Genomic DNA, 25,936 nt, shown 5'->3' with positions numbered 1-25,936 from the left:
CTATGTCTAACTTGTTTTCCTGCCCATTGTTAAAAATGTTCCCACTTCTTATTATAATATGTAATTGAAAAATGTATAAAACAAGGCACGATTCAAATCGTGCCTTGCAATATTTTAAACATTACTTCTTGTTTTCAACAATAAAGTCAACTGCTTTTTTAAGTTTAAGGTCTGATTTGATACCTTCAAGTCCGCCTAATGCTTGTTTAATGCTATCAACGGTCATGTTGTACATTCCAGCCATATTCTCAAGTTCTGCATCAACTTCTTCGTCAGTTACTTCAAGGTTTTCAGCCTTAGCAATCGCTTCTAATGTTAAGTTCGTACGAACGCGAATTACAGCTTCTTCTTTCATTTGCTCACGTAAAGCATTTTCGTCTTGACCTGAGAATTGGAAGTAAAGTTCAAGGTTCATACCTTGCATTTGTAAGCGTTGTTCGAATTCTTGAAGCATACGATTTACTTCGCTGTTGACCATTACATCTGGAATTTCCACTTCTGCATTTGCAGCAGCTTTTTCAACAACTGTATCACGTAAATGATGCTCAGCTTCGTGCTTTTTGCTGTTTTCTAAACGAGTTTTGATTTTCTCTTTAAGTGCGTCTAATGTTTCAACTTCATCATCCACATCTTTAGCAAACTCGTCATCTAATGCAGGAAGTTCTTTACCTTTAATCTCATGAATCGTTACTTTGAATACTGCAGGTTTACCAGCAAGCTCAGCTGCATGATATTCTTCAGGGAATGTTACTTCCACGTCTTTAGATTCGCCAGTAGCTAAACCTACTAATTGCTCTTCAAAGCCAGGGATGAAAGATCCTGAACCAATTTCAAGTGAATGGTTTTCAGCTTTTCCACCTTCGAACGCTTCGCCATCAACGAATCCTTCGAAATCTAGAACTACAGTATCACCATTTTCAATTGTGCCTTCTTCTTTAACTACAAGCTCAGCTTGACGCTCTTGAAGAGTTTTTAGTTCGTTAGCAACGTCTTCGTCAGTAACGTTTGTATCGAGTGCTTCTACTTCTAAGCCTTTGTATTCGCCTAATGTTACTTCAGGCTTTACTTGAACAGTAGCTTTGAAGATAAGTTCTTTGCCTTTTTCCATTTGCTCGATGTCGATATCTGGACGGTCGATTGGCTCGATGCCTGTTTCGTCAATTGCACTTCCGTATGCTTCTGGAAGAAGAATATCTAATGCATCTTGATAAAGTGATTCTACACCAAAACGCTTTTCAAACATTTGACGAGGCATTTTTCCTTTACGGAAGCCTGGAACATTTACTTGCTTAACAACTTTGTTAAAAGCCGCAGTTAGTCCTTCATTTACTTTTTCCGCACTTACTTCAACCGTAAGAACGCCACGGTTACCTTCTAATTTTTCCCATTTTGTTGACATACATTTTCCCTCCAACAATCTATTCTCATATCATTCGTAACGAATTTGAGTTTGGAAATAACTTGTCCATCAAGCTATTATCCTTCTTTTAAATGTGTTTTTTACACAATGCAACCACTACATTATAACATAGGTTTGTTTTCTTTCAACAGCGAAGCCTATATATTAGGATAAGAAATTTTCTCAATTACCTCAATCATCGCGATAGCTTCTTCTATTTCCTCCACTTGAACTTCATATTCTCCGGACAAGTAATGTAGCTCTGTGTCCATGCCAAGGTAATATTCGGCCAAGTGGTGAAAAGCTGCAGCCCAAGCAGCAGTGCTTTTCGGCTGCAATTCGAGAGGATAGCTTATAAAAAAATTTCGCTCTGCCATTCTGAAGCTGTTTTCAAAAAGAACGGGATTTTCACTTTCCAATCGAGCCTCTAATAAGGCCTTTACCTCTTTCAATCTTGGTTCTTCCCTAACTTCTGGAAGATGTGTTGGAATAACTTTTTTCTCCATCTCAAATTTCATGACAGATAATTCTCTATCAATTTCCTGTTCTTTTAAAAGAGATAACAGGATTGTTTTAAGGAATGGATGACCTGCTTCTGCTGCTAAATATTCGGCAATCTCAGGGAGATAGGGGCGAATGTTTTTCTCAGCCAAGCTCGAAACGAGGAGCATTTGTTCGTTTAGATTATCAATCGAAAAAAGGTTTAATTCATAAACGTTTGTTTTCTCAGGGGTGATGTCATATGTATTTGATTCTGTGTCTGGATCTGGGTCTGGTTGACGGTTTTCTGCCATTCTCCGGCTGAATTGCAGGATGGTTAAAAAGTGGTCATATTTTTCAGGCGGAATCTCTTTTTCTTCTAATAAGACTTCAATTGTTGCTACAATTTCCTGGTATTCATGAAGCTGGATCAGGACCGTCAAATAGAGATCGACCATTTGCAAATAGTCCCCAATTCCTTTATGAAGCATTTCTTTGGCAAGTGCTTTTGCTTTTTGAAAAGAAGATGCTTCAAAATAAGCCAGAACCAAACCAATCAAGATTTCGTCATTGTCAGGATCATGTTCTCTGGCTTCTTCCAAAAGGTTTATCGCTTCGTTGAATTTTTTCTTTTCAAGGTTTTCCAGACCTTTGTCAGTTAATCTTTTTTCAAGTCCGGGAAAAAAGATCACATTATCTATTCTTTTCACAGGTTCCCGTTTTTTCATAAAATCCGTCCTTATGATAGTCTTGGAAAATAGTTTAGCATAAATAGAGGGCAAAAAAAAACTCACCAGCAATGGTGACTGATTTCTATTCGTTGAATTTGAATATACGTGACCTTAAACTTGGTCTCATCACCCTTACGGTTACATAGATCCCCTTTATGTGACCGGAATCTAAGTCCCATCACCTTTACAGTCACATAGAGCTCCTTTAAGTGACCGTAAACATAGCTGCAACACTTTACGGTCATATAGAACTATAAATTTGTTTTAACAACTAATAAACAGAAAAAAACTCACTTATAAAAGTGAGTTTTTTTCTACTATGTAGTATAGCGTCCCAGGAGAGATTCGAACTCCCGACCCACGCCTTAGAAGGGCGTTGCTCTATCCAGCTGAGCTACTGGGACATATAAGTTGTTTAAGACAAGATTTATTATATTACCGTAATAACAAAAAGTCAACAGACTTTCTATTATTTTTTTAAAAAAATAAAAGGGAGAGGAAATCTCCCTCTCATTTATCGAAGGGCAAATTCACGGGCAAGCTCTGGAATTTCCCGTCCATCCGCTTCAAACACTGACATCTTAACTTTCTCATCCTGCAAATCAAGAATAACATAGGTTTTTTCTAAGCGTTCCCTTGGCAAACGAATGCTACCTGGATTTAAAAATAAGGTACCATCTATCACTTCCGCACCAAGGACATGCGAGTGGCCAAAACAGACGATATCGGCGTTTACTTCCTGTGCTTTATATTTAATATTCATCAAAGAAGATTTTACTGAATAAAGATGCCCATGAGTAACGAAGAATTTCTTCCCCGCCGCCTCGACTATTGTCTCTAACGGATATCCGCTGCCGAAATCACAATTTCCCCTTACCGTTATATAACCAGATATCGCTTGATCATCAGGCATCAATTCCGAATCGCCACAATGGATCATTAAATCAACATCTTCAGAATGCCTTTCTCTTAAAACATTGAGTTCTTTCGTCAACCCATGGCTATCACTAACCACTAAAACCTTGCTCATTACTTCTCCGCTCTTTCTAAAATAGAATCCAAGACCACATCGAGCTTCTTCAACGCATTCGCACGATGGCTGATTTTATTTTTTTCATCTGATGATAATTCGGCCATGGCTAGACCTTTCTCAGGCACATAAAAAACAGGATCATAGCCAAATCCATTGGTACCTCTTTGTTCTTCAAGAATACGACCTTCACAGGTGCCTGACACCGTTATGGTTTCTTGACCTGGAACGGCGACAGCTAAAGCACAGTAAAATCGTGCGGAACGCTTTTCCTGTGGAAGTCCTTTTAATTCTGACATGACTTTATCTGTATTGTTCTGGTCATTTTTTTGTTCCCCAGCATAGCGTGCTGAATAGATTCCTGGTCTTCCTTCAAGCGCGTCCACCATTAAGCCAGAATCGTCGCCAATCACCATTTTACCAAGTGCTTGGGAGACAGCTTCCGCCTTCAAGATCGCATTTTCTTCAAAGGTTGAGCCCGTTTCGTCTACGTCCGGGATTTCAGGAAAATCAAGCAAGGTTCGGACTTCGATCCCTCTTGATGCAAAGATATGCTCAAATTCCCTCGCCTTTCCAGGATTTTTCGTCGCAATAATAACTTCTTTCACTCACAATCGCCCCTTATTTTTGTCTTCGTGATTCGATTTTTCGGGTAATCTCTTCACCTAGAACCTCTTTTTGTCGTTCAAATAGGTCCGTAAGCCCAGTTTGAGCAGCACTAAGCAGACCTTGAAGCTGCTCGTAGGAGAATGTTGATTCCTCGCCCGTTCCCTGCAGTTCAACAAATTCGCCAGTTCCAGTCATGACCACATTCATATCGACCTGTGCCTTAGAATCTTCGGCATAATTTAAGTCAAGAACAGTTTGGTTATTTTGTAAAATCCCCACACTTGTTGCCGCTAAATAATCCGTAATTGGAAACCTTGCAAACGACTTTTTCTCTGCTAAAGAATTTAAAGCGAGGGTCATCGCCACAAATGCACCGGTGATCGAGGCTGTGCGTGTCCCGCCATCCGCTTGGATCACGTCACAATCGATCCAAACGGTTTTTTCACCTAACGCCCCTAAATCGACAACTGCTCTAAGGGCACGCCCGATTAATCGTTGAATTTCCATTGTCCGGCCAGAGACCTTCCCTTTTGATGATTCGCGTATGTTTCTTGTTTCTGTCGCCCTTGGCAGCATCGAATACTCGGCAGTAATCCAGCCTTTGCCTTCCCCTCTCATAAAATGAGGAACTCTCTCTTCAATACTTGCAGCACAAATTACTTTCGTATTACCAACAGAAATTAGGACAGAACCTTCAGGGTGCATTAAATAATTTGGTTCAATATGTATGGGCCTTAGTTGGAGCGGCTCTCTTCCATCAAAACGCACAAATACTACCTCCTTCAACTTTGAAAAGCATTTTTAAATTGGTACATGAATTTTACTTATACCAAATAAAGAAGAGGCGGGCTTAAAGCCAACCTCTTTCTTGGTCACTATATAGTATAACAAATATTTTTTTTTAAAAACTACCTGTATTGACTTTTTCTGGTCGAGTTACTGGTTCAGTTAATTTTTTGCCACTGTCATTTTTGATGTCTGCCTTGCCATTTACTTGAACAGCTACTTTTTCAACACCCTCTTGTTCCGTTAAGGAAAGCACGAGTGCATCTAGTAAATTTTGTGATATTTCCTTTTCTTCAAAGCTTCCAAAAATATTCTCATTAAAGTTCAAGGTTACTTGTCCGTCCTCGTACTTTGGCGCCTCTAGGAGTTTAACATCTGACATAAATTCAGATACCAGTGGTGATTTCTCACTAGGTCCTTTTATTAATTCATTGACGACAGCTACATAGGGATCTTTCTCAGTGTTGCTAACCCGGCGCGTCACAGGTACATAATAGTAGGAACCTTCTTCACCACCAATAAAATAGACAGTTACTGGTTTGGTATTGGTGATATCAGTTACATCCGCTGTATCATAGTTGATACCGGTGGCTCTTGAGAGGTTTTCACTTATTGGTGTTCCATTAACAGGCATTTCCGTTAAATCATGACCGTTCATTTTTAGCTTAACGGTTTTAACATTATCAAACTGAGTCAGCGTCCAAGTGACCGATTGGAGGATCTTCATCTCATCTTCAGCTTGGTAATTCTTAAACTCTTTTGAAAAATTAACCGTGGCGACGCCATCTTTATCAATATTCACAGACAGATCCGTATCCTCTGGGAGGACTGCTCGAAAATCATTTGGTAGTTGATCTGTAACAGGTCCATTCGCCACTAAATATTCAAGGGCCTGTTTAGCAACTGATGTTGTTTTCGGTAGGTCCAATGTTTGCGGTACAACATAGCCATCTTTATCAACCAGATAAAGCTCCGTTTTGACTGTGTTTTCTTGCTTAGCCGTTTCTTTAGCCGTCGGTTCCTTACTGGTTGTTTTATCTGCAATCGTCGTACTCTTTGGTGGATCAATTTTCTTTTGTGTTTCCGACCCTAATAATCCACAACCTGACAGTAGAACTGTTGAAGTAAGCACAGTCGACATAAGGATCTTTGCTTTATTTTTAGACATAACTATTTCCCCCTAAGACAGTTTGTACTAACATGTATACGAGCCTAGAGAGAAATTAGACCGACTTACACAAGAAAAATAGAACAATATTTTAAAAAATAAAATAAATTGTAAAAATGGTAAAATGGTGTCAGGCACCACTCGCGCACAAATGTCCACGAGTGGTGGACATCATCGTTTATTCAGCAAAAAAAAAAACGAGCCTCTATTTAAAGAAGGCTCGACTTATAACTTGATCTTTTGCACATTGTTAATTGGATTCCCCAGCCATTGTGAGGCGATTTTCGAAAATATCCGCCTTGAACCGGTTGTGTAAAATTCATGCTCTGGTTCTTCTTCACACGAATCAAGTAACCCATTATATTGGAGGATTGCACTTATTTCCCGAGCGGTTTCATCACCAGAGCTAATTACGCTTACAGACTCACCCATGACATTTTTTATGACGGGCTCAAGCAACGGGTAATGGGTGCAGCCTAAAATAAGGGTATCCAGGTTCTGATTCTGCATCGTCCTTAAGGCATCGTCGACAATTCTTTCCGCAATCGGCCCACCAAATTCATCACTCTCTACAAGAGGGACAAATTTTGGACAAGCATGTGCTTTGACAAAAAGCCGGCTATTTAATGATTTCAAGGCTCTTTCATAAGCACCACTTTTTACTGTACCCTCTGTGCCGATAATTCCGACACGGTAGTTTTTTGTCTTTTTGATTGCCGCCCGTGCTCCAGGATTAATTACCCCTAAGACCGGGATGGACAATTCCTTACGAATCTCGTCTAGTGCCGCAGCTGTTGCCGTATTACAGGCAATAACGAGCATCTTAATCTTCTTTTCTAATAAAAAAGAGGTCATTTCCCAAGTGAACCTCTTTACTTCCTTTGTTGTTCTCGGACCATATGGGCAACGTGCGGTATCCCCCAAATAGATGATTTTCTCATTTGGAAGCTGTCTGATTACCTCTTTGGCAACAGTTAATCCGCCAACGCCGGAATCAATAACACCAATTGCTTGTTTCAAACTTATCGCCTCTTTTAACGCATTTCCTGATGCAATTTCGTTAAGCTTTTTTGAAGAAGTTGAATTTCTTCAGATGAGAAATTGACCAACACTTCTTCTAAATAGACTTTACGCTTTTTAATCACTTCATCAATGATTCGCTTGCCCTCTTCAAGTAGATGAATTCTGACAACACGACGATCGTTTGGATTTTTTACCCGCTCTACAAGTAAATTTTTCTCCATTCGATCAACAAGATCTGTCGTCGTACTGCATGCCAAATACATCTTATTAGAGAGCTCCCCGATTGTCATATCACCATCTTCAAAGAGCCACTGCAATGCAATGAATTGCGGTGGAGTAATCGTATAATTACTTAGCATTTCTCTTCCTTTTTGCTTGATGATCCCAGAGATGTAGCGTAAATCCTTCTCAATATTGGCAACAATGTCACCATTTGCTTCTTGTGAATTTTCGTGTTTCATCTCATAACACTCCTATATAAAGCTTCTCTTCTCCTCAAGACCATATCTATTTAAACATATTGTTCAAAAATTAAATATCTAAATACTTACCTTATTTTCTACTTTTTTCGCTAAAAATTCAAGTTGAAACTATTAGAAATATTAGTTTGAGACACTTTGGAGTATAATAAAATAGAAATTAGAATAATCAACCAAAGGTGAGAAAAGAATGGAAATTGTAATCAGCAAGACAGCACTAAAGTGGTTTAAAGACGAAGTAGAGTTAAAAACAGGAGATAAGGTGAAGTTTTATCCAAAGGTCTATGGAAACAGTCCTGTGCAAGAAGGTTTCTCGCTCGGTTTCACAGTAGATAACGAGCCAATCGATATGATAACTAAATTCGAATCAGAGGGCATGTGGTTTTATGTTGAAGAAAGGGACTTGTGGTTTTTTAATGGACATGATTTACAGGTCAATTACAACGAAAAAACAGATGAATTAGAATATAGTTATACCAAGTCACCGGAATAATAGAATACTCAACAAAAATAGGAAGGTTGTTCTCAGCCCTCCTATTTTAGTCTTTATTAAAACTCCTGCCTATTTTATTTACCATTTTTTCAAAAAACCCCTCCCCCTCTGTTTTGTCCTTTCAATCTTATCTCCATTAATCGGCAGTATCACTTCGATTAGAGTTCCTTTTTCATCGCTCCAAAAATGAACGGTCCCATGGTGATTTTCAACAATTTGTTTGGAATTCATAATTCCTAATCCAGTGCCGCTCTCTTTTGTTGTAAAAAATGGTTCCCCGACTCGTTTTAATACATGTTGCGTCATTCCACTTCCTGTATCTTTAATTAGCATTTTTACTTGATTAAAATCGTGCTTCTTCAGCTCAATAGTGATCACTCCGCCATTCGGCATCGCTTCAATCGCATTTTTTAAAAAATTTATAAGCACTTGTTTTAATTGATTTTTATCGCCGTTGATGATTAATTTTCCACAATCATTAACAAATTCAATCTGCACATTATTCATAATTGCCTGGGTATCAATCAGCGTTTTCACATCTTCAATCAATGTTTGTAAAAGCACAGGCTCAAACTTTAGATCTTGTGGTTTTGCGAGTATCAATAACTCACTGAGAATGAGTTCTATTCTATCAATTTCCGATTGGATAATATCAAAGTAAGATTTATGGTCATTTAGCTTTGTTTCTATTAATTGAAGAAACCCTTTAATCGCAGTGAGTGGATTTCGTACTTCATGGGCAATCCCTGCTGCCAGTTGGCCAGCTACATTTAATTTCTCAGCATTTAGTAATAGTTCTAGTGTTTTTTTTCGATCAGTTATATCCCTGATAATAACATGCCTTGCTGGTTTATTTTGAAATATCGTGGGAATTCCTTTTACCTCCGCCTCAAACACAGTGCCATCTAACCTGATCAATTTATATTCAAAAAAGTCTGTTGCATCCCCACGCGTAACTATTTCCACCCGTTCTTTAATACGCACATGATAATCAGGATGAATGAGATCGACTATTTTCTTTTGTTGAATTTCTTCTTTGTTTGATGCTCCAAATAACTTTGCACCCGTTTCATTTATAAAAAGAATGTCATCTTCATAGGCAATGATTACGGCGTCAGGTGAATTGTCAACTAAATCCCGATAGGATTCTTCACGTTTTTCTAATTCCTCTTCTATATTCGTTTTAATTGATCCATTATTAGCTGCTTTTATTGAACTGCCCATCTCTATTTATCTATTCCTTCCACCATAAAATAAAAGCCAAGATAGGAGTCATCCCATCTTGGCTTATGTCTAGCTCAATTGAAATTGTCTAGTTCACTTCCGCCTTTATGCAGTTGGTGATAATATTAGTACGATTACACTTTTATCGCGATAAAAATCCCAATCCACAAATACATCATTCACTTTCGTTTGTAGAATCGATTCAAAATTACTGCTACTATGTAATAATCGCTTCTCTAGATTCCGTTTCGCAATCCTTAATATCTCAAAGTTCCCTAAACGAATTAACTCCTTCTCAATTGGCACAAGAATTCCATTTCGAATAACAACCAGCGTTCTTTCATTTAATAAATAGGAAACGACCTCTTCAGGCGTTTTTTCCGCTTGAAGGCTTATTCTATTAATTTCTTGGTGAAGAGATTCTTGACCATGATAATTATAGGTTTTTTCATTGTTAATTTCGATTTCAGTCGAGGTAGAGCCTATACAAACAAATAATCCACTTTTATTGTGTAAACCCCAATCATAATAAAACTCATTAACTTCTATACTTGTCAGAATTTTAATATAGGCTTTAAACTCAGGGATTAATTTTTGCATCAACAAATCTCTTGTTGTTTGGATCATTGCTTCTTGTTGCTGCCCTAACAAAACAGTTTCAGAAGGCGAAATAAAGTTACGTAAATAAACAGTCAGTATCGTGTGATTATAGGAAACATAAACAGATTCGGGACCTTTCCCGAAGTTTTCACGGAGTGTTCTCCCTATATAACCCGCCAGTTCTGTTTGCACTTGTTTGTATTCCAAGAAAAACATCCTTTTATGAGATAAAAGCATTATTTCTTTTATCCTAGGTTTATTTTAAATGTCTATAAATAGATTATCAATTTATTTATGAAAATTTATTCGCAATTTTTGTAACAAATTTACTTTTCATTGACAATTTCGCACCGAATTCGTGATTTGTTATCACACACAATCCGAATAAAATTATTTCCTAGATTAACAATAATCTTAGTGTTACTTTTTAACACGAATCTTCAATGTGGAGGGATATACTTTGAATATTCTCTTTAGCTTATTCTCAACCTTGATTATTATGGGGATTAGAGCAGCATTCTTATTTTGTCAAACTACTTCTCGGCTAAAATTTTGGTTTAGAATGCCTGCTTTCAAGTAAGCATAAAAGTTTTTTTCAAGTATCGCTGATCTGCATTGCAGACAAAAGGGTAAGCATTTCGTTTGCTTACCTTTTTTATGGCTATCTATTCAAAATTAAACCGGCCTCCCCAAGAGGATGCCGGTCATAATTAAAGTTCTAGCTCTCCCATTCGAAGGAGCTCTACAACTGCTTGAGAACGCCCCTTTACACCAAGCTTTTGCATGGCATTTGAAATGTGATTCCGAACCGTTTTTTCGCTTATAAATAATTCACCAGCGATTTCTTTCGTTGTTTTGTCTTGTACTAATAACTCGAATACTTCTCTTTCTCGTTTGGTGAGTAACGGCTTGTGATTATAAACATTCTCCTTCAAGTACTGTAACCCTCCTTGCCTTCGCCAGTATGAACACGGGGTGGGTATATATTTAGTCAACATATCTTATGTGAACAGTTCTAATGTAGTGACTATATTTACAAACAGATGATTCGTTTTTATAAAAAAAAACTCCTAGCGATTAGGAGTTTTTGGGCTTTGCATAAATAATGTATCGTTTTGGGGCATTTCCTATATAACTAAACGGGTAACAGGTTGTTAAGATTAGTTCCTCTTTATTATGTTGGAGCGTAATAATGCTCGTATCATCAGACTTAACAATTTTGGTATCAATTATTTCATAAGTATAGGATCCATACGGCATTTCCATCTTCAGTGAATCGCCAATCTCAAGTTCCCCTAATTTACGAAACACGGTGTCTCGATGTCCGGAAAGAACAATTTGTCCTTGATCACCAGGGTAATAGGCTCCTTTATAATGGCCGACACCTTTTTCGAGATCATCGGGATCGGTTCCTTCGATGATTGCTAACTCTGCTTTGATCTTTGGAATGGCTAAAAGACCGACTGTCTCCCCCATTTCTGGCCGCTTGCTGTTTACATCCCTCTTTTTAGGGGCATCCTCAGGCTGGTCTGCAATTAGTTCCTTAGCCTGCTTGAGTGAAGCATGTGTTTGCTTTTTCACATCTATAAATTGCCAAAGCCCAATACCTACTAAAATTAATCCTGTAAGAATAATTAACAGCGGAAATTTAGATTTCACCTGTATGTACCTTCCTTTTTCAACGAACTAACGTTATTAATAAGAGTATAACAAATCACTACCGAAAGAACCATTGCAATTATTGCCCCTATACGACAAAAAAACCTTCTTTTCGATGATAGAAAAGAAGGTTTTTTCAATTACATTTAAATTAAACGAAAAGTCTTCCGCAATTCTATGCGTTGTCACTTCCAAAGAAGCTTCTGAAGGCTTGAATGGTTGTATCACGGTTTAATGCAGCAATCGAGGTAGTCAACGGAATCCCTTTCGGACAAGATTGAACACAGTTCTGTGAGTTACCACAGTTTGCAAGTCCGCCGTCGCCCATAATCGCTTCAAGTCTTTCTGCCTTATTCATTGCACCAGTTGGATGGGCATTGAAAAGACGAACTTGAGAAAGCGGCTGTGCCCCAATAAAGTTTGATTTGCTGTTTACGTTCGGGCATGCCTCAAGGCAAACACCACATGTCATACATTTTGAAAGCTCATAAGCCCATTGACGTTTTGTCTCAGGCATACGTGGACCTGGGCCCAAATCATAGGTACCATCAATCGGGATCCATGCTTTCACTTTCTTTAAGGCATCAAACATTCTGCTCCGGTCAACCTGCAAGTCACGTACCACTGGGAAAGTTTTCATCGGAGCTAATCGAATCGGCTGCTCCAATTGGTCGACAAGTGCTGAACAGGATTGACGAGGCTTCCCGTTGATGACCATTGAACATGCACCGCAAACTTCTTCAAGACAGTTCATATCCCAAGTAACTGGGGTCGAATCTTGTCCTTTTGTGTTTACAGGGTTTTTACGAATTTCCATTAACGCCGAGATGACATTCATATTCGGACGATAAGGAACCTCAAATTCCTCCTCGTAAGGAGCAGTATTTTCGTTATCCTGACGTGAAATAATAAATTTAACCTTTTTAGCTTCAGACATTCTTCCTACTCCCCCTTAACTTTTTGCGTAATTGCGTTCGCGTGGCTTGATCAATGAAACATCAACATCTTCATAATGGAAAGCCGGTGCTGATGAACTGTCAACAAATTTCGCCATTGTCGTTTTTAAGAATTCCTCATCATTACGTTTAGGGAAGTCAGGCTTATAATGAGCACCACGGCTCTCATTCCGGTTGTATGCACCAATTGTAATAACACGAGCCAATTGCAGCATGTTTTGAAGTTGACGAGTAAAGGCTGCCCCTTGGTTGCTCCATTTGGATGTATCATTAATATTGATGTTTTGGTAACGTTCTAGAAGTTCCTGAATTTTCTCATCTGTCTTTAATAGCCTGTCGTTATGACGAACAACCGTCACATTATCTGTCATCCATTCCCCAAGCTCTTTATGAAGAACATAAGCATTTTCATTTCCATTTAGGGACATAATTGAATTCCACTTATCTTCTTGTTCTTTAACATGTCGGTCAAATACGCTAGAAGAAACTGCATCGGAACTCTTCTCCAAGCCTTTGATATATTTAACTACGTTTGGTCCTACAACCATTCCGCCATAAATGGCTGAAAGCAAGGAATTGGCACCTAAACGGTTCGCACCATGCTGAGAATAATCACATTCACCCGCTGCAAATAGACCAGGGATGCTTGTCATTTGGTCATAATCAACCCAAAGTCCACCCATTGAATAGTGAACAGCAGGGAAGATTTTCATTGGAACTTTACGGGGATCATCACCCATGAATTTTTCATAAATTTCAATAATCCCGCCAAGTTTAATATCTAATTCATGTGGATCCTTATGAGAAAGATCGAGGTATACCATGTTTTCGCCATTGACTCCGAGTTTTTGATTAACACAAACGTCAAAAATTTCGCGAGTGGCGATATCACGTGGTACCAGGTTTCCGTAAGCTGGATATTTCTCCTCTAAGAAATACCATGGTTTCCCATCCTTATATGTCCAGATACGGCCACCCTCACCACGAGCAGATTCACTCATGAGGCGAAGCTTATCGTCACCAGGAATGGCTGTTGGATGGATTTGGATCATTTCACCGTTAGCGTAATAAGCACCTTGCTGATACACAATCGATGCTGCTGAACCTGTATTAATAACTGAGTTTGTAGATTTTCCAAAGATAATACCAGGGCCGCCGGTTGCCATGATGACGGCATCTCCTGAGAATGACTTAATTTCCATTGTTTTTAAATTTTGAGCCACAATTCCACGGCACACACCATCGTCATCAACGACAGAACCTAGGAATTCCCAGCCTTCGTATTTCGTTACCAAACCAGCTACTTCTTCGCGGCGAACCTGTTCGTCTAAAGCATAAAGCAACTGTTGACCAGTCGTAGCGCCTGCAAATGCTGTCCGGTGAAATTGTGTTCCCCCGAAACGGCGGAAGTCCAATAGTCCTTCTGGTGTACGGTTAAACATAACGCCCATACGGTCCATTAAGTGAATAATACCTGGTGCTGCATCACACATCGCCTTTACTGGCGGCTGGTTAGCCAAGAAGTCCCCGCCATAAACGGTGTCATCAAAGTGAATCCATGTCGAATCGCCTTCACCTTTGGTATTTACTGCTCCATTAATACCACCCTGGGCACAAACCGAGTGAGAGCGTTTAACTGGAACAAGAGAAAACAACTCTACAGGTGTTCCTGTTTCTGCAACCTTAATCGTTGCCATTAAGCCAGCTAAACCGCCGCCGACAATAATTACCTTACCTTTACTCATTCGTGACTCACTCCCTTAATCCAAAATCCAATATTATTCCGATCAATCATTAATTGGTTATACAAAAGCTAATAAAGTCGTTACTCCAACATAGGAAAGAGCTAAGAAAATAACGATTGTCACGTATGTAGAAATAACTTGAGAACGTGGAGATACTGTGATGCCCCAGCTAACAAAGAATGACCACAATCCGTTTGCAAAGTGGAAAATTGCTGAAATAATCCCGATGACATAAAACGCAAACATGAACGGTGATGAAAGAATATCTTGCATCATTTGAAAGTTAACTTCATTTCCAAACGCCGCTGCTACTCTTGTTTCCCATACATGCCATGTGATAAAAATAAGTGTAATCACACCAGACACACGTTGAAGCATAAACATCCAATTTCTAAAGAATCCATATTGGCTTGCATTGTTTTTGGCTGTAAAAGCAATATACAGCCCGTAGATTGCATGGAATAAAATTGGTAAATAAATAATTACAGTTTCTAACACATAGCGAAAAGGAAGATTTCCCATAAAATTCGCAGCTTTGTTGAAGGATTCTACCCCAACTGTCGCATAGTGGTTTACAATCAGATGCTGGATGACAAAGATTCCGATTGGAATAACCCCAAGCAACGAATGCAATCTCCGATAAACAAACTCTCGATTACCTGCCATAAATTTACCCTCCTATAATGTTTAAAAAAAATGATGTTCAGTTTCTAGCATTTAAATCCCCTTATATGAAACCTAGCATCAGTGTGACAATAATGTGACATGTCCATTTTACTCCCATCATCTTAGAGCGTCAAGAAAACGGATACACAATTCTATCATAGATATTAAAATTTTTAAAATATATTGAAATTATAATAGATTTGTTAATCTCAATAATAATTTGGATTAATATTAAAAATAAATAGATAATTACAATTAATTACCAGGATATAACGGTTGTTATTTTTACCATATCGGGAATTATAATTATCATAGAAAAAAAGGCAAGATATTGCAAAATAACAAAAAAACTAATGTAAATTGATTCGTTTTATCTAGAAAAACTGTACTGACACCTAACAAAAAGCGTATATAATAGAATGATAGAAAGAGGGGAAGCTTGTGAACGATAGTACAGTTGTTGTTGAGACTATAGATACCGATGAACCAAAATCCATATCTCTTTTCGGGTATGAATTAATCAGAGAAATTCTTTTACCTGAGATTTTAGGAAAAGATACACCTGAAATTTTATATTGGGCCGGAAAAAGCCTCGCACGTAAATTTCCACTAACTGATATTGCTCAGATTATGGAGTTTTTCGCCAAAGCCTCTTGGGGCCACCTTGAAATAATAAAAGAAAATAAAACTGAGATCCAATTTGAACTAATGAGTCCAGTTATTGTCCCGCGTGTGAAATCAAAAGCTGAGCACTTTTTCCAACTCGAAGCCGGCTTCCTTGCCCAACAAATTGAACTACAAAAAGAAGCCAATGCAGAAACCTTTGAACATCCTGTAAAGAAATCAAATAAAGTCCTTTTCACTGTTAAATGGGAAAAGAACTAAACGTGGGAATGGGGTGTCAGGCACCGCTTCGGTGCCTGACACCCTTTTTTTATTTGTTTGCCAGTTCGAAGGCTTCGTGTAAGGCTTCTACTGCTTTTAACATATTTTTTTCTTCTACTACTGCTGATACTTTGATTTCGGATGTGCTGACCATTTTAATTTGGATGTTGTTTGCAGCGAGTACCTCAAACATTTTTGCTGCTACGCCAGGATTAGAAATCATTCCTGAGCCAACAATTGACACCTTCGCTAATTTATTTTCCGCATCAATCTGCTCATAAGCAAGCACCGCTTTATTGTCTTCTAATACCTTTAATGTTTCTAATAAATCATTAGTATGGATAGAGAAAGACAAATTAGCCGTATCGCCCTCTGTAGTACTTTGAATAATAATGTCAACATTCAGGTGATTTTCCGCTAGTGTTGAAAAGATGGTAGATAGACTTGTTAATGAATTCGCCAATCCTAATACTGTTACTTTTGTTATTTCGTCTTCAAATGCGACACCGCGGACTACTAAGTTTTGTTCCATTGCTGCTTCCTCCTCAATAACTGTTCCTTCTACTCTCTCCATGCTCGAGCGAACCTCAAGCCGAACCTGATAGTTTTTAGCAAATTCTACTGCTCTTGGATGGAGCACGCCAGCACCTAAATTAGCTAACTCTAGCATTTCATCGTACGATACAGATAATAATTTACGAGCATTCTTGATATATCTTGGATCCGTGGTGTAAACCCCAGTAACATCGGTATAAATATCGCATTTATCTGCCTTTAAGGCTGCCGCTAATGCCACAGCTGTCGTATCAGAACCACCACGACCGAGCGTCGTAATTGCGCCTTCTTCCGTGATTCCTTGGAATCCTGCCACAATGACAACCTTACCCGTTGCGAGCTCCGTTTCAATTGCAGACGTTTTAATATTCGAAATGCGGGCATTTCCATGGACAGGTTCTGTGATGATTCCTGCCTGCCAGCCTGTAAAAGAAACGGCATCAAGCCCTTGCTGATTTAAGGCCATTGACAATAACGCAATGGTTACCTGTTCTCCTGTTGATAACAGCATGTCCATTTCCCGCTTATTAGGCTGTGCGGAAATTTCTTTTGCTAATCCGACAAGTGTATCCGTTGATTTTCCCATCGCAGAAACAACAACGACTACATTGTTGCCACGGTCTGTCTCTTCTTTTACACAGGATGCTACATTTAGTATTCTTTCTACATTAGCAACGGAGGTTCCCCCGAATTTTTGTACAATAATCCCCATGATTGTTTTCTCCTTCTTTCTAGTAAACACGTGTAAATTTTTCCAAATAAAAAAGCAATGAGAAGAGCCTCTCATTGCTTTAGAACACGAAAAAATATTCTCGCACCTACAATGTAAGATAGCTCTCCAAGACATTCGTCCTGACAATCCGGCATTTATTCAATACAGGACCAGCAAAGAAAGAAATGAGATTTTCTTTACTTCGGCGAACATTCCCTTTCATGATCCGTCTTAGAAGCTCATCCTTCTCAGAACCATTACTCTTGAAGCTCGCACCTCTACCTTCACTTTAATACGTAAAAGTGATAGTAAATTAAATTTTCACTTATTATAGCATGTTCTATTTTTTCTTACAATCACTAGGATTGAAGTTTTTTAATTAATTCTTCGGCTACGTTCATAGGAATTCCGATATTTGTAAATTCCTCCATACTAGCCTCTTTCATTTTTTTCACAGAGCCAAATTGTTTTAGCAATAGCTTTTTCCTTTTCTCACCGATTCCAGGAATATCGTCGAGCAAGGATTGAAAGGCACTTTTTCCACGAAGCTGACGATGAAACGTAATGGCAAAGCGATGGACCTCATCTTGAATTCTTTGCAGTAAATAAAACTCCTGGCTGTTTCGGCCTAATGGAACAATTCCCAAAGGATTGCCGTACAGCAATTGGGAAGTTTTGTGTTTATCATCTTTGACGAGTCCCGATAGTGGAATATCCAATCCTAACTCATTTTCCAAAACATCTCTTACGGCTTCAACATGGCCTTTACCACCATCGATGATGATTAAATCTGGGAGGGGAAGTTCTTCTTTTAAGGCGCGTGAATACCTTCTTCTTGTCACTTCTCGCATGGATTCATAATCATCAGGTCCTTGAACGGTTTTAATCTTATATTTCCTGTATTCCCGATGATTTGCCTTTCCATCAATGAAAACGACCATGGCTGATACTGGGTCTGTCCCTTGGATGTTGGAGTTATCGAATGCTTCAATCCGGTGCGGCGTATAAATTCCCAGTAATTCACCCAAGTTCTCGACAGCCTTAATGGTGCGGTCTTCATCCTTCTCGATCAAGGAAAACTTTTCATTTAAGGCTATTTTTGCATTTTTGATCGCCAATTGGACAATATCCTTTTTCTGCCCCCGTTGTGGCTGGAGCACTTTTACTTCAAGTAGTTGTTCCGCCAGACTCAAATCGACTTCATCTTGAATCAGAATTTCCTTCGGCTTGAAGTGATTAGCTTTCGAATAAAATTGTCCGAGGAAAGTTAGTATTTCTTCCTCTGGTTCATTATAGAAGGGGAACATGGAGACGTCCCGCTCAATTAGTTTCCCTTGGCGGACAAAAAAGACTTGCACACACATCCAGCCTTTATCGACTGCATAACCAAATACATCACGATCCGTAAAATCGTTCATGGTAATTTTCTGTTTTTCCATGATCGTTTCGATATGGATGATTTTATCACGGAACTCTTTCGCTCGTTCGAAGTCTAACTCTTCAGCAGCAGCTGACATTTTTTCCTGAAGCTCTTTTTTTATTTCCTTATAACCACCATTCAAAAAGCGGGTAATTTCATCCGTCATTTGTTTATACTGTTGTTCCTGAATTTCATTGACACATGGTGCCAGGCACTGCCCTAAATGGTAGTACAAGCAGACCCGGTCAGGCAGGGTTGAGCATTTTCGCAGCGGATATATTCGGTCAAGAAGCTTTTTGGTTTCATTGGCAGCCGTCGCATTTGGGTACGGACCAAAGTATTTACCTTTGTCCTTTTTTACTTTTCTTGTAATGATGAGTTTCGGATGCTTTTCAGCTGTCAGCTTAATGAATGGATAGGTTTTATCATCCTTCAGCATGATATTGTATTTCGGATCGTATTTTTTAATTAGGTTGAGTTCAAGTAGAAGTGCTTCAATATTTGAAGAGGTTACAATATATTCAAAGTCCTCAATCTCATTGACTAGTCTAAGCGTCTTTCCATCGTGTGACCCAGTGAAATAAGAACGTACACGATTCTTTAATACTTTTGCCTTCCCCACATAAATAATCGTACCCTGACGGTCTTTCATTAAGTAGCAGCCCGGTTGATCCGGCAACAGCGTCAGTTTTTGCTTGATTATTTCATTCATTCCGGCCACTCCACTCTCGTCTATATATATAGTGTCTGTTAAAATTTTAAAGGAAAAGGCTCATAAATGAAAGTGGTAGTCATTTGCAAAAAAGAAAAACCTTAGCTGGATTGGCTCCGACTAAGGTTTTGTCTTTCTATACTTACACGTGTTTTTCTAAAACACTTGCTAATGCATCTTTTGGTTGGAAGCCGACTACTTTGTCTACCACTTCGCCATTTTTCATTACTAATAATGTTGGAATGCTCATAACACCGAAATTTGCTGCAGTTTGCGGGTTATCATCCACATCAAGTTTAGTGATTTTAACTTTTTCGCCCATTTCTAAGTCAAGTTCTTCAAGAACTGGAGCTATCATTTTACAAGGTCCGCACCATGGTGCCCAAAAATCTACGAGAACAAGGCCTGAACCTGTTTCAGCAGAAAAGTTTTGATCTGTTAAGTGTGAAATTGTCATTTATATTGCCCTCCTAATGATTACTGAATTACTTACCGAAAGTATAACATCGTTTGGAAAATCAAGCTAATAAATTGCTTCATCGATCATTTTCCCCTGATTCACTTCAAATTATCCCTAAAAAAAGCGAGCGGAACCACTTCCGCTCGCCTTAATATTGTCTAGCTACAGCGCCTAGGGGCTCGGGGTCATAAGCCAATCCGTCAAGAAGGTTAAAGTGCAACCTTCTCGCCGGCTCGTCTTATGCCTGTCGCCCCTGGACAAGGCGCTTCCGCTTTTCTTATTATGAGTGTACCTTTAATTTTTTAAACTCTTCAGTTAGTAATGGAACCACTTCAAACAAGTCGCCTACGATTCCGTAATCAGCTACTTTGAAGATATTAGCCTCTGGATCTTTGTTAATGGCCACAATTACTTTTGAGTTAGACATACCGGCTAAGTGCTGAATTGCTCCAGAAATACCGCAGGCAATGTAAAGGTCTGGTGTGACTACCTTACCAGTTTGACCAATTTGTAAAGAGTAATCGCAATAGTCGGCATCACAGGCACCACGTGAAGCGCCTACCGCTCCGCCAAGGACATTCGCAAGTTCTTTAAGCGGTTCAAAACCATCCGCACTCTTAACACCGCGTCCTCCTGAGATAACCACTTTTGCTTCACTTAGGTCTACACCTTCGCTTGCTTTTCTAACGACTTCTTTAATAATGGCACGTAAGTCTTTGATGTCTACAGAAAGGGTAGAAACCTCGCCGCTTCTGCTTTCATCTTTTTCCAATGGCGCAATATTATTTGGACGGACCGTTGCAAAAATTAAGCCATCCGTTATAATTTTCTTTTCAAATGCTTTCCCAGAATAGATGGGTCTTGTGAACACGACATTTCCACCTGCAACCTCAACAGCAGTCGCATCTGATATTAAACCTGATGCTAATTTTCCAGCAATTCTTGGAGATAGGTCTTTGCCAAGTGAGGTATGACCTAACACTAACCCTTCTGGTTTTTCTTGGTCAAGCACTGCTAAAAGCGCCTGAGCGTATCCATCTGAAGTATATAGATTTAATTTTTCATCTTCAACAACTACTACGCGGTCGGCTCCGTTGTGGATCAACTCCACACCTAAAGCGCTTACAGAAGTACCTACTAAAATACCAACCACTTCTCCGCCCTCAGCAACCGTTTTTGCTGCTGCAATCGCTTCGAAAGATACATTACGTAATGAACCGTCACGCACTTCTCCTAATACTAAAACTTTTCTTGACATTCCATATACCTCCTGAAAACATATTTGTTAAAAATCGATTAAATTACTTTTGCTTCGGTATGAAGAAGATGAACAAGTTCTTTTACTTGATCATTCAAATCACCGGCTAAAACTCTGCCAGCTTCTTTTTTAGGCGGCAAATAAATTTCGATTGTTTTTGTTTTTGCTTCCACATCGTCTTCTTCCAGATCAAGGTCGTCTAATTCTAATTCCTCAAGCGGCTTCTTCTTTGCCTTCATGATCCCAGGTAATGAAGGATAGCGCGGCTCATTTAGACCTTGTTGTGCAGTTACTAATAGAGGAAGGCTCGTTTCAATAACTTCGGAATCGCCTTCAACATCTCTGGTAACGGTTACATTTTTACCGTCGATTTCTAACTTTGTGATTGTTGTTACGTAAGGGATGTTAAGTAGTTCCGCGACACGTGGTCCGACCTGACCTGTGCCACCATCAATCGCCACATTTCCGCCAATGATTAAATCAGCATCTTTATCCTTTAAATATTCAGCAAGGATTTTTGCTGTGGTAAATTGATCCCCATTCTCCACATCATCTTCTGTATTAATAAGGACCGCTTTGTCAGCGCCCATCGCAAGTGCTGTACGTAATTGCTTTTCAGACTCTTCCGTTCCAACAGTAATGACAGTTACTTCTCCGCCCTTAGCATCGCGAACTTGGATGGCTTCTTCAATCGCATATTCGTCATAAGGATTGATAATAAATTCAGCACCGTCCTCATTGATTTTCCCGCCGCTAATCGTAATTTTTTCTTCAGTATCAAAGGTTCTTTTCAGTAATACATAGATATTCATGGTTTCCCTCCTAATAAGATTTCGAGCATTCGCTCAGTTTGAAAGATTAAGAAAATTTTCTAGAAAAAAGGGCTTCCTTTACAATTATACTACAAAGATAAGTTTATTCACCTTTAAATTGTGGTTCCCTTTTTTCAATAAAAGCTTGAATGCCTTCTTTACCATCGCTAGAGACAAAAACTTGACCAAATAACTCAGATTCTCTTTTCGAACCTTCATAGAACTCTTCTGTTTTTGCATAATTTAATAATTCGATGGCAGCTTTAATAGAGCCTGGACTTTTCTTAGCGATTTTTCCAGCGAGCTTATACGCCTGCTCTAATACTTCCGCCTCTACATAGGCATGATTCGCTAAGCCATATTGTACGGCCTCAACACCTGTAATGGGCTCAGATGTGAACAGCATTTCAGCAGCTCTTGCCACACCTACATATTTCGGCAGACGTTGTGTACCGGCAAATCCGGGAATTAAGCCGAGTTGCAGTTCCGGAAGGCCGAGTTTTGCGGTTTCACTGACAAGGCGAATGTGACAAGCCATGGCAAGTTCAAGACCACCGCCAAGCGCCGCACCATGGATTGCCGCAATAATCGGTTTTGGAAATTTTTCCATCCGGTCAAATAAATCCTGTCCAAACTTACCAAGATTTGAAAAACCTTCAGATGAAGAAACCGTTGTAAATTCTTTAATATCGGCCCCAGCCGAGAAGAACCGCCCTTCCCCGTGAATGACAAGGACTCTAATTTCACTGTTTGGTTCGATTTCATCTAGCACTGTCGACAATTCCCTTAACAGACCTGAAGAAAGGGCATTTGCCGGTGGACGCGCAATCGTGATCGTGGCAATACTGTCTTGATAAGACCATTTTAAGTATTCCAAACTAACTCCCCCTATTTTTATAATTCTACCGGCTTCCGCAGCCATTGATCAAGAGGCGATGGACTGGAGACGCCAGTGCAAGCAAATCATACTTTTCCTCATTCATCACCCACGATGTAACGGTTTCATCGATTGTACCGAATATCATTTGCCGGGCGAGACGAATATCGAGGTCGATTGAAAACTCTCCTGTTTCTTTACCTTCAATAACAATCTTTTCGATTACCTTTAGGTAACCTTTTAGAACATCATTAATTCGGAGTCGCAATTCCTTATTGGATTGCCGTAACTCCAGCTGTGTTACGATCGCCATGTGATGGTCGTCAGAAAGCATACTAAAGTGAGCTTCTATCATCATTAATAATTTCTCTGCCGCCGTCCCTTTTCCTGCTATCATTGTATCTATTTTTTCAATAAAACTTCCCATTTTTTCTTCAAAGAGAGAGATAAGGATGTCTTCCTTGTTTTTAAAATAAAGATAAATGGTTCCATCAGCCACTCTTGCCTGTTTGGCAATTTTTGAAACCTGGGCTTGGTGATAGCCATTTTCTGCGATCACAATCACCGCAGCATCAATAATCTGCATGTATTTTGGTTTATTTTTTTTCAACTATATCCCTCCTTTGAAGAAAATTATGTTAAAGTTTATACTGTTGATCTTAACTAAATAAAAGAAAATATGAATGAATATTCATTCATATTTTCATAATAGTTATTATTCGTATATCTGTCAAGATATACTATATACCTTTTTCATATTCCCAACATAGGGACAGGCTTAAACTGTCAAAAAAAAGAGGAAGCACTTATGCGTGTTTTTGGGTTTCTTCTTCTATTTTTTGTTTCTCTTCTTCCACAAGCATCCTTCTTAATATTTTCCCTACAGCTGTTTTAGGCAATTCTTTTCTAAATTCATATAATCTCGGGGCTTTATATGCAGCAAGATATTTTCTTGAAAATTGGTTCATTTCATCTGCGGTAACCGATGAACCTTCTTTTAAGACAATATATGCTTTTACCGTTTCTCCTCGGTACTGGTCAGGAATACCTGCTACCACTGCTTCAAGAACATCTGGATGTTCATATAATACTTCCTCTATCTCTCTAGGATATATATTGTAACCTCCTGCAATAATCATGTCCTTTTTGCGGTCCACCACATAAAAGTATCCTTGTTCATCTATATAACCAAGGTCACCTGTATACAGCCAACCATCATGCAAGACTTCCTTAGTATCTTCTGGACGATTCCAATAGCCTTTCATGATTTGCGGACCTTTTATGGCAAATTCGCCTATTTCCTTTACTGGGACGGGTTCACCGGTTTCGATCGATACGATCTTTACCTCAGTATCAGGCCAAGGCACACCAATACTTCCCTTCATCCTTGGTACATCCCATAAAAAGTTCGCATGTGTTACAGGAGATGCTTCCGTTAAACCATAACCTTCAACTAGTTTCCCTCCTGTTACGGCCTCAAACTGCTCTTGTACTTCAATTGGCAACGCAGCTGAACCACTTATACAAGAATGAATTGATGATAAATCATATTTTTTTAGATCAGGGTAATTCAATATTCCAATATAAATCGTCGGTGCACCTGGAAACAGAGTCGGGCGCTGTTTTTGAATGGTTTTTAATGTGGTCTCTACATCGAATTTAGGTAATAATATCATTTTATTTGCCTGCATCACTGATAAAATAAGAACCGTTGTCATTCCATAGACGTGGAAAAACGGGATGATCCCGAGAACTGATTCCTCACCTGGCTTGGATTTGTAAAGCCATGCCTGGCACATCTTTGTATTGGCAATTAAATTTTTATGTGTTAACATAACTCCTTTTGGAAATCCTGTCGTCCCTCCTGTATATTGAAGGAGTGCTACATCTTCCTCAGTGTTGAAATCATAATTCCTCACTTTTTGAGGCTTCATTTTTAATATTTCCGAAAGTAAATGCGTGCTTCCTTTGTGTTGAACATTAACGACAATTCCATATTGTTTTTTCTGGATGTAGGGATAAATTAGATTTTTAGGGAATGGTAAGTAGTTCTTGATAGCGGTTACAATTACATGCTGTAATTCTGTTTGCGGCATCACTTTAGATACGCGTGGGTAGAGGATGTCGAGTGTGATGATGGCCTTTGCGCCAGAATCTTTCATCTGGTATTCAAGTTCACGTTCCGTATATAATGGGTTGGTTTGAACAACAATTCCGCCTGCCATTAATATCGCAAAATAACTAATTACAGCCTGAGGAGTGTTTGGAAGCATAATAGCAACCCGGTCCCCTTTGGAAATGCCTAGGTTACCCTGCAGATAGCCAGCAAAATTCATTACTTCTTCATAAAGCTTCATGTAGGTAATTTCTTTTCCCATAAAATGAATGGCCACTTTTTCTGGAAATTTTCGAGCAGAATTCACTAAGTATTGCTGTACTGGCTCTGAGGTGTATTCCAGTGTGGCGGGAATTTCTTTTGGGTACAGGGCCAGCCACGGTTTTGATTCATACATAATATCCCCCTTTTCTATATGGATAATTATAAAAATTCACACTTCTCTTTTATTATAGTACAGTATTATACAATTAACAATGAAGTTGTAAGAAAAGCGGAGGCTTCCGTTTAGCGGTGTAAGAATAAAAAAATCACCGCTGAAATGTCTCAGCGATGATTTTGAGTTACGCAAAAAATAACATATAGATCAAGCCGATTAGCAAAAATAGGCCGCATAATCCAAGAAGTACTTTAGCTAAGGTCTCCACTTTTTTATTCTCCCCTTATGTAATTCCTGCACCGATTACAATCGATAAGCCAATTGAAATAACCATCGAAATAAAACCAACTGCGCGGTTATCCTTTTGGATTTCTTCGTCAATTTTGAATTTTGGCGTTAAAAATTCAAAGATAAAATAACCGACTACTAATAGTATAAAGCCATAGATCCCCCAACCAACCATTGAAAGCAGCGAATTATTCTGCTCAATCGTATAGCGAAAGATATTGGCAACGCCCAAAATTTTCCCTCCGGTTGCCATCGCCACAGCCACATTACCTTTTTTGATTTCTTCCCAATTTTTATATTTGGTTACCATTTCAAAAATAGCTAAAAAGACAACCAAGCATAATATCACGACGCTATAATAAGCAGCTATTTGGATATATTCATTCTCCCAAAACTGGTCCATTGCCAAAACTC

At 39.0% G+C, this 25,936-nt stretch carries 26 protein-coding genes, 1 tRNA gene and 1 riboswitch; of the genes, 2 read left to right on the top strand and 25 right to left on the bottom strand.

Annotation, left to right across the window (positions count from 1 at the left end):
* Window positions 1–121 precede the first annotated feature (121 nt).
* The 9 genes from tig to COE25_RS16765 form a co-directional block, all read right to left on the bottom strand.
* Window positions 122–1,399 (bottom strand): trigger factor, encoded by a 1,278-nt coding sequence (gene tig / locus COE25_RS16805; protein ID WP_088089169.1) that lies wholly within the window; start codon window positions 1,397–1,399, stop codon window positions 122–124.
* Window positions 1,400–1,557: 158 nt separating this feature from the next.
* Window positions 1,558–2,607, bottom strand: a complete 1,050-nt coding sequence (locus COE25_RS16800) for a tetratricopeptide repeat protein (protein WP_098933396.1) — start codon at window positions 2,605–2,607, stop codon at window positions 1,558–1,560.
* Between the two features lie 333 nt (window positions 2,608–2,940).
* A tRNA-Arg gene (locus tag COE25_RS16795) sits at window positions 2,941–3,014 on the bottom strand.
* A 110-nt stretch (window positions 3,015–3,124) separates the two neighbouring features.
* On the bottom strand, window positions 3,125–3,640 hold the full coding sequence (locus COE25_RS16790; protein ID WP_088089171.1) for a metallophosphoesterase family protein: 516 nt from the start codon (window positions 3,638–3,640) through the stop codon (window positions 3,125–3,127).
* The gene (locus COE25_RS16785; protein ID WP_098933395.1) at window positions 3,640–4,248 is read right to left on the bottom strand and encodes an XTP/dITP diphosphatase; all 609 of its coding nucleotides are present in this window, start codon (window positions 4,246–4,248) and stop codon (window positions 3,640–3,642) included. Before COE25_RS16785 ends, COE25_RS16790 begins: the two co-directional genes overlap by 1 nt.
* A gap of 13 nt (window positions 4,249–4,261) precedes the next feature.
* A complete protein-coding gene (gene rph / locus COE25_RS16780) occupies window positions 4,262–5,017 on the bottom strand; it encodes a ribonuclease PH (protein WP_098933394.1) in 756 nt (251 codons plus the stop codon).
* A 133-nt stretch (window positions 5,018–5,150) separates the two neighbouring features.
* Window positions 5,151–6,203, bottom strand: coding sequence for a GerMN domain-containing protein (locus COE25_RS16775; RefSeq protein WP_098933393.1), 1,053 nt, complete (start codon window positions 6,201–6,203; stop codon window positions 5,151–5,153).
* Between the two features lie 225 nt (window positions 6,204–6,428).
* Window positions 6,429–7,223: a glutamate racemase gene (gene racE / locus COE25_RS16770; protein WP_098933392.1), complete on the bottom strand. Its 795-nt coding sequence runs from the start codon at window positions 7,221–7,223 to the stop codon at window positions 6,429–6,431.
* Between the two features lie 14 nt (window positions 7,224–7,237).
* A complete protein-coding gene (locus COE25_RS16765) occupies window positions 7,238–7,687 on the bottom strand; it encodes a MarR family winged helix-turn-helix transcriptional regulator (protein WP_088089176.1) in 450 nt (149 codons plus the stop codon).
* Window positions 7,688–7,895: 208 nt separating this feature from the next.
* On the opposite strand from COE25_RS16765, the gene COE25_RS16760 reads away from it, so the two are divergent.
* A complete protein-coding gene (locus COE25_RS16760; protein ID WP_088089177.1) occupies window positions 7,896–8,198 on the top strand; it encodes a HesB/YadR/YfhF family protein in 303 nt (100 codons plus the stop codon).
* Between the two features lie 78 nt (window positions 8,199–8,276).
* Here the strand turns inward: COE25_RS16760 and COE25_RS16755 are convergent, their stop codons facing one another.
* From COE25_RS16755 to COE25_RS16725, 7 genes are all read right to left on the bottom strand, one after another.
* On the bottom strand, window positions 8,277–9,422 hold the full coding sequence (locus COE25_RS16755) for an ATP-binding protein (protein WP_098933391.1): 1,146 nt from the start codon (window positions 9,420–9,422) through the stop codon (window positions 8,277–8,279).
* 105 nt (window positions 9,423–9,527) lie between these two features.
* Entirely contained in the window at window positions 9,528–10,229 is a 702-nt protein-coding gene (locus COE25_RS16750; protein WP_256942462.1) for a DUF2294 domain-containing protein, read from the bottom strand.
* A 503-nt stretch (window positions 10,230–10,732) separates the two neighbouring features.
* Window positions 10,733–10,957 (bottom strand): spore germination transcription factor GerE, encoded by a 225-nt coding sequence (gerE, locus tag COE25_RS16745; RefSeq protein ID WP_026563391.1) that lies wholly within the window; start codon window positions 10,955–10,957, stop codon window positions 10,733–10,735.
* 142 nt (window positions 10,958–11,099) lie between these two features.
* The gene (locus COE25_RS16740) at window positions 11,100–11,681 is read right to left on the bottom strand and encodes a class D sortase (RefSeq protein WP_098933390.1); all 582 of its coding nucleotides are present in this window, start codon (window positions 11,679–11,681) and stop codon (window positions 11,100–11,102) included.
* Window positions 11,682–11,856: 175 nt separating this feature from the next.
* The gene (gene sdhB, locus COE25_RS16735; RefSeq protein WP_088089180.1) at window positions 11,857–12,618 is read right to left on the bottom strand and encodes a succinate dehydrogenase iron-sulfur subunit; all 762 of its coding nucleotides are present in this window, start codon (window positions 12,616–12,618) and stop codon (window positions 11,857–11,859) included.
* 15 nt (window positions 12,619–12,633) lie between these two features.
* Window positions 12,634–14,382 (bottom strand): succinate dehydrogenase flavoprotein subunit, encoded by a 1,749-nt coding sequence (gene sdhA / locus COE25_RS16730; protein WP_098933389.1) that lies wholly within the window; start codon window positions 14,380–14,382, stop codon window positions 12,634–12,636.
* Between the two features lie 57 nt (window positions 14,383–14,439).
* Window positions 14,440–15,048 (bottom strand): succinate dehydrogenase cytochrome b558 subunit, encoded by a 609-nt coding sequence (locus tag COE25_RS16725; RefSeq protein WP_088089182.1) that lies wholly within the window; start codon window positions 15,046–15,048, stop codon window positions 14,440–14,442.
* A gap of 441 nt (window positions 15,049–15,489) precedes the next feature.
* Here COE25_RS16725 and COE25_RS16720 point away from each other — a divergent pair, with 441 nt between their 5' ends.
* Window positions 15,490–15,933, top strand: a complete 444-nt coding sequence (locus COE25_RS16720) for a YslB family protein (protein WP_098933388.1) — start codon at window positions 15,490–15,492, stop codon at window positions 15,931–15,933.
* Between the two features lie 49 nt (window positions 15,934–15,982).
* On the opposite strand, the gene COE25_RS16715 is transcribed toward COE25_RS16720, so the two are convergent.
* From COE25_RS16715 to COE25_RS16675, 9 genes are all read right to left on the bottom strand, one after another.
* Window positions 15,983–17,200, bottom strand: coding sequence for an aspartate kinase (locus COE25_RS16715; RefSeq protein WP_098933387.1), 1,218 nt, complete (start codon window positions 17,198–17,200; stop codon window positions 15,983–15,985).
* A 111-nt stretch (window positions 17,201–17,311) separates the two neighbouring features.
* Window positions 17,312–17,489: riboswitch (Lysine riboswitch) on the bottom strand.
* A 70-nt stretch (window positions 17,490–17,559) separates the two neighbouring features.
* The gene (uvrC, locus tag COE25_RS16710; protein WP_088089185.1) at window positions 17,560–19,332 is read right to left on the bottom strand and encodes an excinuclease ABC subunit UvrC; all 1,773 of its coding nucleotides are present in this window, start codon (window positions 19,330–19,332) and stop codon (window positions 17,560–17,562) included.
* Window positions 19,333–19,474: 142 nt separating this feature from the next.
* Window positions 19,475–19,789, bottom strand: coding sequence for a thioredoxin (gene trxA, locus COE25_RS16705; RefSeq protein WP_098933386.1), 315 nt, complete (start codon window positions 19,787–19,789; stop codon window positions 19,475–19,477).
* 283 nt (window positions 19,790–20,072) lie between these two features.
* Window positions 20,073–21,050 carry an electron transfer flavoprotein subunit alpha/FixB family protein gene (locus COE25_RS16700; protein ID WP_098933385.1) on the bottom strand — a complete coding sequence of 326 codons (978 nt, stop codon included), beginning with the start codon at window positions 21,048–21,050 and terminating at the stop codon, window positions 20,073–20,075.
* Between the two features lie 38 nt (window positions 21,051–21,088).
* Window positions 21,089–21,862, bottom strand: a complete 774-nt coding sequence (locus COE25_RS16695; protein ID WP_098933384.1) for an electron transfer flavoprotein subunit beta/FixA family protein — start codon at window positions 21,860–21,862, stop codon at window positions 21,089–21,091.
* Window positions 21,863–21,965: 103 nt separating this feature from the next.
* Window positions 21,966–22,739 carry an enoyl-CoA hydratase gene (locus tag COE25_RS16690; protein ID WP_098933383.1) on the bottom strand — a complete coding sequence of 258 codons (774 nt, stop codon included), beginning with the start codon at window positions 22,737–22,739 and terminating at the stop codon, window positions 21,966–21,968.
* A gap of 25 nt (window positions 22,740–22,764) precedes the next feature.
* Window positions 22,765–23,349, bottom strand: coding sequence for a fatty acid metabolism transcriptional regulator FadR (locus COE25_RS16685; RefSeq protein WP_098933382.1), 585 nt, complete (start codon window positions 23,347–23,349; stop codon window positions 22,765–22,767).
* A 196-nt stretch (window positions 23,350–23,545) separates the two neighbouring features.
* Entirely contained in the window at window positions 23,546–25,252 is a 1,707-nt protein-coding gene (locus tag COE25_RS16680) for an AMP-binding protein (RefSeq protein WP_088089191.1), read from the bottom strand.
* 265 nt (window positions 25,253–25,517) lie between these two features.
* Window positions 25,518–25,925 carry a DUF350 domain-containing protein gene (locus COE25_RS16675; protein ID WP_088089192.1) on the bottom strand — a complete coding sequence of 136 codons (408 nt, stop codon included), beginning with the start codon at window positions 25,923–25,925 and terminating at the stop codon, window positions 25,518–25,520.
* Between the last annotated feature and the right edge of the window lie 11 nt (window positions 25,926–25,936).

The sequence above is a fragment of the Bacillus sp. AFS031507 genome, from assembly GCF_002584635.1.
Classification (GTDB): Bacteria; Bacillota; Bacilli; order Bacillales; family Cytobacillaceae; genus Neobacillus.
Note: the sequence above shows the minus strand (reverse complement) of the source record. Positions and strands in the feature narration are given on the sequence as shown.